This is a genomic window from Acidovorax sp. LjRoot204 (genome assembly GCF_056175785.1).
In genome coordinates this window covers 1-14,839 of the sequence record NZ_JBGFFF010000033.1, presented here as the reverse complement: position 1 = coordinate 14,839, position 14,839 = coordinate 1, and the positions used below count along the sequence as shown (strand labels likewise).

Genomic DNA, 14,839 nt, shown 5'->3' with positions numbered 1-14,839 from the left:
CGGGCTCGAAGCCGCGTTCCCTGGTGGGGCGCGGCTTTTTTTCTGGGCGCGATGTGCCAGGTGCACCGCCGAGCCAGCACTTGCAGAGCGATACGGCACCAGCCTGTCCCCTTGGTGCAGTGGACCGGGCCACACAGCGGTTCATTCCCGTGCGCTAACCGCGGTAGCACCACACTGCGTATATTTGCCCCATGAGTCCCAGTTCTTTGTCCACTCCTTCCGTTTTGTCTTCGCCCGCTCTGCCGCGCCTGACGCAGGCCCACGCACCGCTGACCCATGCAGTCGAGGTCGTCAACGAACTGGGCGCACGGGAACAGGTACAGATCCCCGCCGAGCGTCCGCTCACGATTTATGTGGACAAGCGCGAGCTCGTGACGCTGATGACACTGGGCGCGCAACCAGAGCTGCTGGTGCTGGGTTATCTGCGCAACCAGCGGCTGGTCGAATCGGTGTTCGACATCGAATCGATCACGGTCGATTGGGAGGTCCACGCCGCAGCTGTGCGCACGCGCCATGGCATTGCACGGATCGAAGAGCGCACGGCCAGCAAGGTCGTCACCACGGGCTGCGGACAGGGCAGTGTGTTTGGCGGGCTCATGGACGAAGTGGACCGCATCCAGTTGCCCGACGCCCGCCTGACCCAGGGCCAGCTGTACGGCATCGTCAACGCGATTCGCCTCAAGGAGACCACCTACAAGTCGTCCGGTTCGGTGCACGGCTGTGCCCTGTTCAAAGGGGAGGACTTGCTGATTTTTGTGGAAGACGTCGGCCGCCACAATGCGATCGACACCATCGCCGGCTGGATGTGGATGAATCCTGAGACGTGCTCATCCAGCGACTGTGCAGGAGACCCCGCACCCTCTCCCATATCGGGGGCAGACAAGGTGTTCTACACCACCGGCCGTCTCACCAGCGAGATGGTCATCAAGTCGGCGCAGATGGGGGTGCCCATTGTGGTGTCTCGCAGCGGCATGACGCAAATGGGCCATGCCGTGGCCCAGCAGCTGGGCCTGTGCGCCATCGGGCGCGCCACCAACCGCCGGTTTGTGTGCTACAGCGCTACGCACCGCTTGGTATTGCAGCCTGAACTGGCCCAGGCACCGGTGGTACCCCCAGCCCGGGCTGCTGGTGAAGTGTGAGGCGGCAGCACTCCATAGTTAGCGCCCGCGCAGACAGGGTGGTGCTGGGGCCGTTGCCGCTCAATAGTCCTTGAGTCGGCCACCGCAGCGGCGTCGAGCACCTTCGGCCCGCCTTGGCCTGCGGCCCATGCAAAGGCATGGGGCGAGACGAAAAAAAAGCCGGCTACAGCGAGCCGGCTTTTTTCATGAGCCACAGGGCTCAATAGCGGCCGCCACCGTAGCCACCCGTGCCATAGCCAACGTCCGAGCGTTTGCTTGCACTGTAGCCATTGGCGCTGTAGCCCCCTGCGCCRCCACCTTCTTCACGGGGGCGGGCCAGATTCACCACAATCGAGCGCCCATCGACGGACATGCCGTGCAGCGCGCTGATGGCGGCTTGGGCCACTTCGGCCGACGCCATTTCCACAAAGCCGAAGCCCTTGGAGCGACCGGTTTCGCGGTCCATCATGACCTTGGCGGAGGACACATTGCCGAACTCGGCAAAGTTGCTTTGCAGGCTGGAATCGGTCACGGAATAGGGCAGGTTGCCCACGTAGATCTTGKTGCTCATGGAAGAGTCTTTCTGAAGGATGGCGCGCAACGAAGGGCGCACCGTTGGGGTACAGCACTGTGAGCAGGAGCCCACGGCAACTGGGATGAGGACATGGAGCCTGCGGTCAGCAGAGCTTCAGCACACAGGGRGATGGGACATGCACGCTTGCAGCCAGCCCTGGGTGACGGCAAAGAGCCTGGCAGCTTCGCGCGAGGCAAAGGCTTTGTCAAAACGGAACACTCGGCAGTAGCTGCCGTTGCCACTTGAACGATGGACCGAGAAGGAGGCGCGGAAGCGGCCGCAGTCGGTCGGGTGTGTCGCGGGCGAAACGACGTACTGGCCCATGGAAATGGCGTTATTTGAAATCTGGTGCATTCGGGACCGCAGGCCGTCATCGACCTGCGTGAGCATCGAGGGACTCGGTGGGCTGCAGCTCTTCAGACCCACTGGGCGACAAGGTCGCAAAGGCAGCCTGCCGAGGCGCGTTAGACCGCTGGGAGGCAGGCGTTGCGGTGACTGCTGGCGTCAAGAGCCGTGACTGCAACGAAGTGAAGTATATGCGATTTGTTATTTAATTTTTATTTAATATCATTTTTGGTTTTAATAAGACGGTGCCCGTGACTCGATCCCTCCTGCGAAGGCCGATGGGCGCTGGCGCAATGGGGAGCTCGACCATCGCTCTTCATCGTCTTTTGGCCCGTTCCTGAAGCCTCTTGCGTCCTGGCTTCGACGGATTCCGCGGCCACAGAAGGCGTCACCCCGCGATGGCATGATGCGCGCATGAAAGACCTGAACGCCAGCAGCAGCACCTGGGCCGACACGTTGCCCAGCCAGTGGGGACCAGAACTGGCCCACACGGAAATTGAAGTTCCTTTGAGCCGGTCRCCGCAAGACCTGCCCACATCGTCTGCCATCAGGGCCGTTTCCGCCACGGAGCGCCTTTCACTGTGGGGCTGGATGCGCGAAGGATTGCGCGCTGCACTGTTTCTGGAGCCGCGTATAGGGGCTGCGGCACCCACGCCCTGGCAGTTGCTGGTGTTGTCGTTGATCAGCGGCGCGTTGCTGTTGGGCGCTGCACGGTTACAGGTCGTGGGCCCGGCCCAGTTCAGCATGCGTGGCTGGCTCACCCCCATGTGGAGCAGCCTGGTGCTGCTGTGGCTGGCTTGGTGGGCCATGGCGCCAGCACAGCGTGCTCCTACCCCTGCGCCCGAGCTGGGTGTGCCCGGCCCCTCGGGCGGGCTGGCCGCGTGGTATGTGCTGTCGGCGTGGGCGCCCTTGGCCCCCTTGCTGGTGCTCTATGTCCTGATGGGATTGGCGGTTCACCAGCCTGCACTGTGGAATGGGCCGGTGGCGAGCATCCTTTTCTGGGTGGCCTACGGCGTGCTCACGGTATGGGTGCTGGCCACGTTGGTGGTGGTGAGTGCCCGCTTCATCCGATCGCGGGTGCGCACTGCGGTCTTTGGCGTGGCGATGGCTGTGGTGGTCGGGGTGGGCATGTGGCAGTTTCAGGACCAGCCCTGGGAGGAAGACGCCCTGGCGGTGGCCGATGCATCTGCCGCGTCCGCCGACGGAGCACAGCGTCCAGAGCCTGCGCAACTGGCGCTATCGCAAGGCCTTTTTGAGAACCAGCAGCTGCTGTGGCAACAGCAGGTGGATGCTTTGTTGCCTCAGCGTCCCGGCGTTGTGGATGTCTATGGGTTGGTGTTCGCGCCCTATGCGGATGAAAACGTGTTCCGCCGCGAAAGCACGATGGTCAACACGCTGCTGCAGGAGCGGTTTGACGCCCAGGGCCGGGTTCTGCACCTGCTCAACCATGCTGAAACTGCCGAGACCCACCCCTGGGCGACGCCCGAGAATCTGCAACGCGCCATTGCTGCGCTGGCCGCGCGCATGGATCGCGAGCATGATGTGCTGGTGATTTACATGACCTCGCATGGCGCACGCAACCATGAACTGGCCGCCGCACACTGGCCGCTGCAGGTGCCGCCGGTGACGCCGGAGATGCTGCGCGCAGCGCTGGACGAATCGGGTATCCGCAACCGCGTGATCGCAGTGTCTGCCTGCTTTTCGGGAGGCTGGATCGAACCGCTGGCCACCGACAGCACCCTGATCATGACGGCGGCCGACGCCACCCACACCTCGTATGGCTGCGGCAGGCTGTCTGAGCTGACCTTCTTCGGCCGCGCGGTGTTTCATGAACAACTGCGCCAGACCCATTCCTTCACCGAGGCCTTTGCCAAGGCTGTGCCGCTGATTCAGCAGCGTGAGGTCGAGGCCGGCAAGGCCGACGGCTTTTCGAACCCGCAGATCCGCGTGGGCAAACAGATCGCCCCGGTGTTGCAGTCGCTGGAACAGCGGCTGCAGACGGAGGCACCAAATGCCTCCAGCGCAGCCCCGGCGCCGGCGGCCGACGCACCGAGCCCGGTGCCGGCGACAGCTGCGGCGACCGACCCCGCCACAGCGCCACCCCCGCGGCCCTGATGCGTTGAACACGTTCTAACACCCCACGGCCCGCCAGCCCGTTCGCTTTGCGCTAAGGTCTGCCCATGAACCTGTCTTTCCTGCGCCTTGGCTGGCGCACCCTGGCCCGGGACCTGCGTGCGGGCGAGTTGCGACTGCTGATCGTGGCGGTCACGCTGGCGGTGGCCGCGCTCACCTCAGTGGGGTTTTTTGCCGATCGTTTGCAAGGCGGGCTGCAGCGCGACGCCCTGCAGCTGCTGGGGGGGGATGCAGTCGTGGCCAGCGACAACCCAACGCCCGCTGCATTCGTGGAGCGCGCCAAGGCGCTGGGGTTGCAATCGGTGACCACGCTGGGCTTTCCGACCATGGGCCGCGCGAGCGATGCGCAGGGCGGCGCCAGCAAGCTGGTGGCACTCAAGAGCGTGCAGCAGGGTTACCCGCTGCGCGGCAGCCTCACGGTGGCAGATGCCCCCGGCGCGCTGGAGCAGCCGACGCGTGACATCCCGGCGCCCGGCGAGGTGTGGGTGGACGCGCCACTGCTCGAATCGCTCAACCTAGCCATGGGCGACAAGCTGTTGCTGGGCGATGCGCAACTGCGCATCGCGCGCATCATCGTCATCGAGCCTGACCGGGGGGCGGGCTTCATGAGCTTTGCACCACGTGTGATGGTGAACGAACGCGACCTGCCCGCCACGGGGCTCGTGCAGCCTGCCAGCCGCCTGACCTACCGCTTTGCCGTGGTCGGCCCGGCGTCGGCCATCAAGGCGTTCAACGATTGGGCGGTGGTCGAGGCCAAGAAGCCCGAAGTGCATGGCGTGCGCGTGGAGTCGCTGGAAAGCGGCCGCCCCGAGATGCGCCAGACGCTGGATCGCGCGCAGAAATTCCTGAGCCTGGTAGCGCTGCTGGCTGCACTGTTGTCTGCCGTGGCCGTGGCGCTGGCCGCGCGCGGGTTTGCGGCGGAGCACCTCGACGCTTCGGCCATGCTGCGTGTGCTGGGGCAGAGCCAGCGCACCATTGCTGGGGCCTATACCACTGAGTTCGCGCTGATCGGCCTGTTTGCCAGCTCCTTGGGTGTGGCGCTGGGCTATGTGGTGCACTACGCGTTTGTGCTGCTGCTGGCGGGATTGGTGGAATCGGCCTTGCCTTCGCCCAGTCTGTGGCCGGTGGTGTTTGGCCTGGGCATGGGRCTCACGCTGCTGTTYGCSTTYGGCYTGCCGCCGGTGCTGCAGCTGGCSCRGGTGCCGCCRYTGCGSGTGATMCGGCGYGAYGTSGGSGGGCTCAAGCCCGCATCGCTGGCAGTGCTGGGTATCGGCATTGCGGGCTTCGCTGCGCTGTTGCTGGCCGTCAGCAGCGACATCAAGCTGGGTCTGATTGCCGTGGGTGGTTTTGCCGGCGCCGTGGCGCTGTTTGCAGGCCTGTCATGGGTGGCGGTCAAGCTTCTGCGCAAGAGCGTSAACGAAAGCACSGCSCCGCGCTGGCTCGTGCTGGCCACGCGGCAGATTTCKGCGCGCCCGGCCTATGCCGTGGTGCAGGTCAGCAGCCTGGCGGTGGGTCTGCTGGCTCTGGTGCTGCTGGTGCTGCTGCGCACCGACCTCATCRGCAGCTGGCGCAAGGCGACCCCGCCCGATGCCCCCAACCGTTTTGTCATCAACGTGATGCCTGACCAGTCGGAGGCCTTTCAGCAGACGCTCAAGGACAGCGGAGTGGGTCGCTACGACTGGTACCCCATGATCCGCGGCCGGCTGGTGGCCGTGAACGGCAAGCCAGTGGGCCCCGACAACTACACCGACGACCGCGCCAAGCGCCTGGTGGACCGAGAATTCAACCTGTCCAACGCTGTGGAGGCACCGCCCCACAACCAGGTGGTGGCAGGACGCTGGACGCCCGGCGAGGAGGGCGCCATCAGCGTGGAAGAAGGTATTGCCCAGACGCTGGGCCTGCAGCTGGGTGACCGTTTGCAGTTCGATATGGGCGGCGTGCAGGACGAGGCCCGCATCACCAGTCTGCGCAAGGTGGACTGGGGCTCCATGCGCGCCAACTTCTTTGTGATGTACCCGGTGGCGGAGGTCAAGGATGTCCCGGTCACCTACCTGGCCGCCTACCGCGCTCCAGAAACCCACGGTTTCGACAACGCGCTGGTGCGCCAGTTTCCCAACATCACCAACGTGGACATGGGCGCCACCATTGCCCAGGTGCAGCGGGTGCTGGAGCAGGTGATCCGGGCGGTGGAGTTCTTGTTTGCCTTCACACTGGCTGCTGGGCTGGTGGTGCTGTTCGCCRCCGTCACGGCCACCCGCGAAGAGCGCGCACGCGAGTACGCCATCATGCGTGCCGTGGGGGCCCGTGCCAGCCTGCTGCGTCAGGTGCAGCGGGCCGAGCTGGTGGGTGTGGGCCTGTTGGCGGGCTTTCTGGCCAGCGCGGTGGCGGTGGGCGTGGGCTGGGCGTTGGCGCGTTATGTGTTTGACTTCACCTGGACCGCCGCCCCCTGGGTGCCGCTGGCCGGTGCGCTCGCGGGCGCGGTGCTGGCGCTGGCCGCAGGCTGGTGGGGGCTGCGCGAGGTGCTGCTGCGCCCGGTGGTGGACACGCTCAGGCGGTCTGCCGAGTAACTGGACAGCAGCAGGCGCACTGCACTGCGTCCGGAAAGGGTGAGAGTCCGCACGAGCACCCTCTGCCTTTGGCCGGTGCCGAGCGCTTTCCGAGGGTGTTTGTCGTGGCAGCCGTGGGACATTGCTCGCTCCGCGATGCAACGACCGCACGCGGCGCAAGGTGTTGCGGCCATTGGCCTCGCCGGCCCAGAGTTTGAATAAAAACAGACGATAGCGCCGAATTCATATGCGCTGATAGCTATCAAATGGATAGCGAATACTCGCCAATGCGCTGGCTGCGCCTACTGCATTTTTGCTGCTCCGGGCCCGAAAAATCGCTTTTTGGGCCACCGGTGCGACAATAGAGGGCTAAATGACAAGTTCCTTTTCCAATCTATCGCTGGCTGAGCCGCTGGCGCGCGCCGTAGCCGAAATGGGCTACGAGTCCATGACGCCCATCCAGGCGCAGGCCATCCCGGTGGTGCTCACCGGCCAGGACGTGATGGGCGCAGCCCAGACCGGCACCGGCAAAACCGCCGCGTTCTCGCTGCCTTTGCTGCAGCGCCTGCTCAAGCACGAGAGCAGTTCCACATCCCCCGCTCGCCACCCTGTGCGCGCTCTGGTGCTGTTGCCCACGCGCGAGCTGGCCGACCAGGTGGCCCAGCAGATCGCGCTGTACGCCAAGTACACCAAGCTGCGCAGCACCGTGGTGTTTGGCGGCATGGACATGAAGCCCCAGACCATCGAGCTGAAAAAAGGCGTCGAAGTGCTGGTGGCCACACCAGGCCGCCTGCTGGACCATATCGAGGCCAAGAATGCGGTGCTCAACCAGGTCGAGTACGTCGTGCTCGACGAGGCCGACCGCATGCTGGACATCGGTTTTCTGCCCGACCTGCAGCGCATCCTGAGCTACCTGCCCAAGCAGCGCACCACGCTTCTGTTCAGCGCCACCTTCTCGCCCGAGATCAAGCGCCTGGCCAGCAGCTATCTGCAAAACCCCATCACTATTGAGGTGGCCCGCCCGAACGAAACGGCCTCCACGGTGGAGCAGCGCTTTTACAGCGCCAATGATGACGACAAGCGCCGAGCCATCCACCAGGTGCTCAAGACGCGCGGCATCAAGCAGGCTTTCATCTTCGTGAACAGCAAGCTCGGATGCGCCCGTTTGGCGCGCAGCCTGGAGCGTGAGGGCCTCAAGACAGCAGCCTTGCACGGCGACAAGAGCCAGGACGARCGMCTGAAGGCGCTSGMMKCSTTCAAGRSCGGCGAGGTYGAYCTGCTGGTGTGCACCGAYGTSGCRGCSCGCGGCCTSGACATCAAGGACGTGCCYGCGGTSTTCAACTTCGACRTKCCKTTCAAYGCSGAAGACTAYGTGCACCGCATYGGCCGCACRGGCCGTGCSGGCGCSTCSGGCCTGGCCGTCACACTGGTGTCGGGCAGCGATGCCCGCCTGGTGGCCGACATTGAGAAGCTGATCAAGAAAAAGATCGATCTCGAAGCCATCGAATACGAAGAAGACCGCCCCCGCGGCCGCATCAACGACGGCCGCCGCGCATGGCGTGAAGCAGGCGAGACCGGTGATCCGCGCGATGTGATTCCAGCTGCCGTGCGTGAGCGCAACGAGCGCCGTGAACCCCGCGAGCCGCGTGAACACCACCGGGGTTTCCGCCCTGCCGTGGCCTCGCGCGATCCCTTCTTCGAAAAGCCTTACGAACCCAGCAGTGCGGATACCGCCCCCGCCTGGGAGGCCGCCGCCAAATCCCCTGCGCGCAGCAGCATTTCGGCCAACATCAAGCCCAAGCGCAAGGTGGCAGCCTTGTTCAAGGCGGTTCAACCCGAGACCTCCACGCAGTAACGGCAGCCGCTCTTTGCGCTGGCTGCCGTAGTGTGCGTCCCGGGCGCGTTGACTGCCCGGGTTAATCTCCAGTTTCCCAGCTCTTTAGCCCGGCTGCTGCGCCTGTTCGCAATGCACCTGCAGCAGCTCGCGGTCAGCCAGTGTCGCGCCGAAACGCACGGCGCTCAGGCACCCCCCCCATACACAGCCAGTGTCCAGGCCCAGCAGGTCGCTGCGGTTGAGCCACCCCAGGGTGGACCAGTGGCCAAAGGCCATCAGCGTGCCAGTGGTGCGTCGGCCTGGCACATCAAACCAGGGCATCAGGCCCTCTGGGGCAGCGCTGGCGCTTTCGGTGCTTTCAAAATCCATCACACCGTCGGATGAGCAAAAGCGCATGCGCGTCAGCGCGTTCACGATCACACGCAGCCGGTCGGTGCCTGTGAGCGTATTGCTCCAGTGGTCCGGCGTGTTGCCATACATGCTGTGCAAGAAGGCGGGCAGGACCGGACTACCCAGCACGGCATGGACCTCCTGCGCGCGTTCCAGGGTGTCCGTGGGGGTCCAGGCAGGTACCACGCCCGCATGCACCATCAGCAGGGTCTGGCCGGCATGCTCGTGGGCCCGCGCCAATGGCTGGTGGCGCAGCCACTCGAGCAAAGCGCTGCGGTCCGGGGCGTCGAGCACCGAGGCCAGGGTGTCGCGGCGTGAGGGTTTGCGCGCGCCGTGTGCGGCAGCGAGCAAGTGCAGGTCGTGGTTGCCCAGCAGGCAGCGGATGGCGTCGCCCTGCTGCATGCAGCGGCGTAGCACGGCGGCGGAGTCGGGGCCGCGGTTGACGAGGTCCCCCAGCAGGTACACCGTGTCACGGCTGGCAGAAAAGCCGATGGTGTCGAGCAGGCGCGCCAGGGCGTCGTCGCAGCCCTGAATGTCGCCGATACAGTAAAGTGCCATGATGGTCGTCGGTTGCAAACCTGATTGAGTGAAGCATGGATTTTCTGCTGATCGCGCTGCTGACCCTGCTCAACGGCGTGTTCGCGATGTCCGAGCTGGCGCTGGCGTCAAGTCGCAGGTCGCGGCTGACCGCCATGGCCGAGGCGGGTGACAAGGGCGCACAGGCTGCTCTGGCGCTGCTTGAGAACCCCACGCAGTTTTTGTCCTCGGTGCAAGTGGGCATCACCTCCATTGGCATGCTCAACGGGATCCTCGGAGAGGCAGCTTTCAGCGATGACCTGGGGCTGTGGCTGCAGCAGCTCGGGATGCCTGTGCGGGCCGCCAGCATCACCGCTACCGCGCTGGTGGTAACCGTCATCACCTTCGTCACCATCGTGTTTGGCGAACTGGTGCCCAAACGCATCGGACAGCTCTATCCCGAGGCGGTGTCCCGCCTGGTGGCGCGACCCATGGCCTGGGTGGCCCGGGTGGCCAAGCCTTTTGTGCGCCTGTTGTCGCTCTCAACCCAAGGGGTGCTGCGCCTGATGCAGGTGGACAACACAGCAGGGCGTTCGGTCACGGAAGAAGAAATCGTTGCCAGCCTGGAAGAAGGGCGCGAGGCCGGTGTGATCGAGCACCATGAGCACCAGATGGTGCAAAACGTGTTTCGCCTGGATGATCGGCCATTGACCTCGCTGATGGTGCCGCGCAGTGATGTGGGCTGGCTCGATGCAGGGTGGTCGGTGTTGCAGGGCTTGCAGCAGGCGGGCCGTGGCGGCGAGCATGCCGCGCATTCGTGGTACCCCGTGTGTCGCAACTCTCTGGACGAGGTGGTGGGTATTGTGAGCGTGGCCCGGTTGCTGGAGCTGGGGCCTGATGCGCCCGGCACGCTGGAACAGTATGTGAAGCCCGCCGCCTTTTTGCCCGAGACCTTGAGCGGCATGGAGCTGCTGGAGCAGTTTCGGGCGCGCTCGGGGCGCATGGTGTTTGTGGTGGACGAATACGGCGTGGTGCAGGGCATCATGACCCCGCACGATCTGCTCGAAGCCATTACCGGTGAATTGCAGCCCGGCGCTGCCGCCGATGCCTGGGCCACCCCGCGTGGTGATGGCGCATGGCTGCTGGATGGACTGATGCCTGTGTCCGAACTCAAGGCGCGCCTGGATATTCGAGATTTGCCGCAGGAAGACCGTGGGCGGTATAACACCCTGGCGGGGTTTTTGATGGCAGAAACGGGGCATTTACCTGCCGTAGGCGAACAGATTGTGTGCGTGGGCTGGATATTCGAGGTGCTGGCCCTGGAGGGCAAACGCATTGACCGCGTATTGGCACACCCTGACAGCGCACTTTGAAGCCTTTGTGGCTTCTTGGACCACCGGCTGTCCAGGTACTGAATATGCCAGGCAGTATTTTTGTGGTTTCTTAATGCAAAATCTTTACTCCGGCGTGTGCTCGCAGCGGTTATCCATATAATCGCCTTGTCACCAACCCCATTTTCTTATTCAGACACCATGACCAGCTACAAAGAACTTTTGAAGCAGCGTGAAGCGCTTGAGCAACAAATCAGCGAAGCCCGTCGCCGAGAATTGTCGGACGCTGTTTCCCAAGTGCGCGCCTTGGTGGCCGAATATGGTCTGACCGCCCAGGATGTGTTCCCCGCAGGCAAGGCCACAGGGAAAACTGGCCGCAGCTCTACCGCAGGCACCAAAGTGGCCCCCAAATACCGCGACCCGGCGACTGGCCAGACATGGACCGGCCGTGGCAAGGCGCCCAAGTGGATTCAGAACGAAAACCGCGAAAAGTTCGCCATCTGAGAAACGGCATTCGCTGCACTCAAAAAAATAGCCCGCAACTGCGGGCTATTTTTTTTTGGGTGGCCTGGCATGGGACGTCGAACTACCGAGCCTGGCCCAGCATCTGGAGCCTTCATACCTCGCTGGTGACACAAAATCTGCGCCCTGCATTCACTGGGTGGATACCGCAAAAACCGCTATCCCGACCAGTCATTGCCCACGGAACCCAAAAATTCGGTCCGCGTGTTGTTGTTCAACGCACCCCGGGCAGTCAATCCGCAGCATATTGCTGCGCCATCTCCCGCAGTACCTGGGCGGTAAATGCGTCGGCCGGGAAAAACGATTCCACCGCCAGCTCCTGCAGCGTCACATCCACTGGAGTGCCGAATATCGTCGTGGTGCTGATGAGCGACAGCATGCCATGCATGCTATTGAAACAAAACGGCATCACCACACCCAGCATTTCTCCCGCCATGACGAGTGGTGTGGATTCATCGGGCGCGGGGTATTCCAGCAGTTCGGCCTGCAGGGCCAGCAATGCCGGGTCCCCCGTGGCATGAATCTGCTGGCGCAGGCGCTCAAAGAGGTGGTGGCGCCATTGCGCCAGATTGGCGATGCGTGACGCCAGGCCGTTGGGGTGCAGGCTCAGGCGGAACACGTTGATGGGGGGCGTGAGCAGTTCAGGGCTCACATGCGCGGCCAGCAAGGCCTGCGCTGCGCGGTTGGCAGCCACCACGTTCCAGCAGCGGTCGAGTGCGATGGCGGGGCAGGGCTCATGGCCCTTGAGCACCAGCTCGACGGCTTGGCGCGCTGCGGTCAGTGCCGGGTCGTCCAGCGCGCGTTCTCGGTACATGGGGGCGTAGCCGGCTGCCACCAGCAGTGCGTTGCGTTCGCGCAGTGGGATGGCCAGGCGCTCGCACAGGCGCAGCACCATGTCACGGCTGGGATTGGTGCGGCCGGTTTCCATGAAGCTCACGTGCCGCGTGGAGATGTCTGCCTCGTCGGCCAGCTCCAGCTGACTCAGGTGCCGCTGCTGGCGCCAGGTGCGCAGGTGGTCGCCAAAACTGGCAGGCCCCGCCGCTGCGCTGCGGTGCGGCAGCGGATGGCGCGGGGTGCGGCGAGAGGGGGTGGAGGGTGCGGACGTCATGCCTCGCATCCTAGGCCCAACCAGGCCGCAGGCCATTACCTGCCATGTCATCGACGCCATGCACCGCAGCGGCAACGATGCAGCCTTCTTCAACCCCCAAGGAGCTTGCCATGTTGAACCTGTTGTCTTCCCCCTCCCTTTTGCGTGCCGTGGTCTGGTTCGATGCGTCCACCGGGCTGCTGTTGGGCGCCTTGCATCTGCTGCTGACGGCGTCGCTGGCCGAATGGCTGGGGCTGCCGCACGGACTGCTGGTGGTGTCCGGCGTTTTGCTGCTGGGCTACGCAGCACTGGCCACCCGCATTGCCCGCGCGCGCACCATGCCGCGCGGAGGGCTGTGGGCGCTGATCGCTGCCAACTTTGGATGGGCGTTGGCCAGCCTGGTGGTGCTGCTCGGTAACGCCGTGGCACCCACGTTGCTGGGTCAGGCGTACCTGGTGGTGCACGTGGTCTCGGTGGCGCTCATTGCTGAGCTGCAGTGGATGGGTGTGCGCCGCCTGCCTGCATGGGCCGCCGCTTAGCTCTGTTGTGCTATATATTTGATAGCTGTTGAGCCATAAGGATGTAGCGCTTGGCCGAGTTTTTCCGCAAAAATGGTGAAAAGAGCGTCGGATGGGCCTCTGCGCCAGGGCGGCGGGGCACAGCGGCATACCCCCAACGATTGCGCCGTCATGGGGGACTGCCAGAATAGACGCTGTTGCCTTATCAAGGAGTTCGCCATGGCCTCATCGTCCAAGCCGCTAGCCAAACCGTCGTCCCGACCCGCACGCCACGCCTTTGCCAACACGCTCAAGGGCTTCAAAACGGCGTCGGGCAAGGAGGGCAAGTTCTACTCTCTGCCCGCGCTGGCCAAGCAGTTTCCGCAGATCCAGCGTCTGCCGGTGTCGATCCGCATCGTGCTCGARTCGGTGCTGCGCAAYTGCGACGGCCGCAAGGTGACGGCCGAGCATGTSCAACAGCTTGCGCACTGGGCGCCCAATGCSGMSCGCAYCGACGAGATCCCKTTYGTCGTCWCSCGCGTGGTGCTGCAGGACTTCACCGGYGTGCCKYTGCTGGCCGAYCTGGCCGCCATGCGCAGCGTGGCCGCCAAGCTSGGCAAGAACCCCAAGAAGATCGAGCCCCTGGTGCCGGTGGACCTGGTGGTGGACCACTCGATCATGGTCGACCACTACGGCAAGAAGAATTCGCTCGACCTGAACATGAAGCTCGAATTCCAGCGCAACAAAGAGCGCTACGAGTTCATGAAGTGGGGCATGCAGGCCTTTGACACCTTTGGTGTGGTGCCCCCGGGCTTTGGCATCGTGCACCAGGTCAACCTCGAATACCTGGCGCGCGGCGTGCACAAGCGCAAGGATGGCGTGTACTACCCCGACACCCTGGTGGGCACCGACAGCCACACCACCATGATCAACGGCATCGGCGTGGTGGGTTGGGGCGTGGGCGGCATCGAGGCCGAGGCCGCCATGCTGGGCCAGCCGGTGTACTTCCTCACGCCCGATGTGGTGGGCTTTGAGATGACCGGCCAGCTGCGCGAGGGCGTGACCGCCACCGACCTGGTGCTCACGGTGACCGAGCTGCTGCGCCAGCACAAGGTGGTGGGCAAGTTCGTGGAGTTCTTTGGCGAAGGCACGCGCACCCTGGCGCTGCCCGACCGCGCCACCATCGGCAACATGGCGCCGGAGTACGGCGCCACCATGGGCTTCTTCCCGGTGGACGAAAAGACCATCGACTACTTCAAGGGCACGGGCCGTACCAAGGGCGAGATCGAGGCCTTCGAGGCCTACTTCAAAGCCCAGGGGCTGTTTGGTGTGCCGCTGGCCGGCGAGGTCGACTACTCGCAGGTCGTCAAGCTCGACCTTGGCAGCGTCACCCCCAGCCTGGCGGGCCCCAAGCGCCCGCAAGACCGCATCGAGCTGGGCAAGGTCAGCAGCCAGTTCGCTGAGCTGTTCAGCAAGCCCAACGCGCAAAACGGCTTCAACCGCCCGGCAGAGCTGCTGCACACGCGCCATCACATCCACCGCCATGGCGAAGCTGCCGCCGAAGAGGCTACGCCAGACGGTAAGCCCACGCCGGCCGGCGCACCGCGCTCGGTGGTCGAGATGGAGGCCAACAAACCGGCACTGGCCACTGCGCACGGCGAGGCCCGCGCAGCCACGCTGCCCGCCAAGGGGGCTGACCCCACAGTGGGCAATGGCGACGTGCTGATTGCCGCCATCACTAGCTGCACCAACACCAGCAACCCCAGCGTGCTGCTGGCTGCAGGCCTCTTGGCCAAGAAAGCGGTGGAGGCGGGCCTCAAGGTGCAGCCACACATCAAGACCTCGCTGGCCCCCGGCTCGCGCATCGTCACCGAATACCTCACGCAGACCGGGCTGCTGCCGTACCTGGAAAAGCTGGGCTTTGCGCTGGCGGGCTATGGCTGCAC

Annotated in this window: 12 protein-coding genes; 8 read left to right on the top strand and 4 right to left on the bottom strand. The window is 64.5% G+C overall.

Features of this window, described 5'->3' with window-relative positions; genetic code table 11:
* The first annotated feature begins 191 nt into the window (after positions 1 to 191).
* On the top strand, positions 192 to 1,139 hold the full coding sequence (locus AC04MI_RS08675) for a formate dehydrogenase accessory sulfurtransferase FdhD (RefSeq protein WP_436077746.1): 948 nt from the start codon (positions 192 to 194) through the stop codon (positions 1,137 to 1,139).
* A 199-nt stretch (positions 1,140 to 1,338) separates the two neighbouring features.
* Here the strand turns inward: AC04MI_RS08675 and AC04MI_RS08670 are convergent, their stop codons facing one another.
* Together AC04MI_RS08670 and AC04MI_RS08665 are read right to left on the bottom strand one after the other, a co-directional pair.
* Positions 1,339 to 1,689 carry an RNA recognition motif domain-containing protein gene (locus AC04MI_RS08670; protein ID WP_476497623.1) on the bottom strand — a complete coding sequence of 117 codons (351 nt, stop codon included), beginning with the start codon at positions 1,687 to 1,689 and terminating at the stop codon, positions 1,339 to 1,341.
* A 117-nt stretch (positions 1,690 to 1,806) separates the two neighbouring features.
* Positions 1,807 to 2,046 (bottom strand): hypothetical protein, encoded by a 240-nt coding sequence (locus tag AC04MI_RS08665; protein WP_476497633.1) that lies wholly within the window; start codon positions 2,044 to 2,046, stop codon positions 1,807 to 1,809.
* Between the two features lie 405 nt (positions 2,047 to 2,451).
* Between AC04MI_RS08665 and AC04MI_RS08660 the strand changes: the two genes are divergently transcribed.
* The 3 genes from AC04MI_RS08660 to AC04MI_RS08650 all read left to right on the top strand — a co-directional run bounded on the left by AC04MI_RS08660 (position 2,452) and on the right by AC04MI_RS08650 (position 8,571).
* Positions 2,452 to 4,152 (top strand): C13 family peptidase, encoded by a 1,701-nt coding sequence (locus AC04MI_RS08660; protein ID WP_436077747.1) that lies wholly within the window; start codon positions 2,452 to 2,454, stop codon positions 4,150 to 4,152.
* Positions 4,153 to 4,217: 65 nt separating this feature from the next.
* The gene (locus tag AC04MI_RS08655) at positions 4,218 to 6,737 is read left to right on the top strand and encodes an ABC transporter permease (RefSeq protein ID WP_476497621.1); all 2,520 of its coding nucleotides are present in this window, start codon (positions 4,218 to 4,220) and stop codon (positions 6,735 to 6,737) included.
* Between the two features lie 352 nt (positions 6,738 to 7,089).
* Positions 7,090 to 8,571: a DEAD/DEAH box helicase gene (locus AC04MI_RS08650; protein ID WP_476497620.1), complete on the top strand. Its 1,482-nt coding sequence runs from the start codon at positions 7,090 to 7,092 to the stop codon at positions 8,569 to 8,571.
* An 84-nt stretch (positions 8,572 to 8,655) separates the two neighbouring features.
* On the opposite strand, the gene AC04MI_RS08645 is transcribed toward AC04MI_RS08650, so the two are convergent.
* The gene (locus AC04MI_RS08645) at positions 8,656 to 9,498 is read right to left on the bottom strand and encodes a symmetrical bis(5'-nucleosyl)-tetraphosphatase (RefSeq protein ID WP_476497618.1); all 843 of its coding nucleotides are present in this window, start codon (positions 9,496 to 9,498) and stop codon (positions 8,656 to 8,658) included.
* Positions 9,499 to 9,533: 35 nt separating this feature from the next.
* Here AC04MI_RS08645 and AC04MI_RS08640 point away from each other — a divergent pair, with 35 nt between their 5' ends.
* Together AC04MI_RS08640 and AC04MI_RS08635 are read left to right on the top strand one after the other, a co-directional pair.
* Positions 9,534 to 10,829 carry a hemolysin family protein gene (locus AC04MI_RS08640; RefSeq protein ID WP_116747772.1) on the top strand — a complete coding sequence of 432 codons (1,296 nt, stop codon included), beginning with the start codon at positions 9,534 to 9,536 and terminating at the stop codon, positions 10,827 to 10,829.
* Between the two features lie 159 nt (positions 10,830 to 10,988).
* Entirely contained in the window at positions 10,989 to 11,291 is a 303-nt protein-coding gene (locus tag AC04MI_RS08635) for an H-NS histone family protein (RefSeq protein WP_436077749.1), read from the top strand.
* A gap of 250 nt (positions 11,292 to 11,541) precedes the next feature.
* On the opposite strand, the gene AC04MI_RS08630 is transcribed toward AC04MI_RS08635, so the two are convergent.
* Entirely contained in the window at positions 11,542 to 12,417 is an 876-nt protein-coding gene (locus tag AC04MI_RS08630; protein ID WP_056058654.1) for a helix-turn-helix domain-containing protein, read from the bottom strand.
* A gap of 110 nt (positions 12,418 to 12,527) precedes the next feature.
* Between AC04MI_RS08630 and AC04MI_RS08625 the strand changes: the two genes are divergently transcribed.
* A complete protein-coding gene (locus tag AC04MI_RS08625; protein ID WP_436077750.1) occupies positions 12,528 to 12,935 on the top strand; it encodes a hypothetical protein in 408 nt (135 codons plus the stop codon).
* 198 nt (positions 12,936 to 13,133) lie between these two features.
* The coding region (gene acnA, locus AC04MI_RS08620; RefSeq protein WP_476497616.1) for an aconitate hydratase AcnA at positions 13,134 to 14,839 on the top strand (1,706 nt) is incomplete at its 3' end.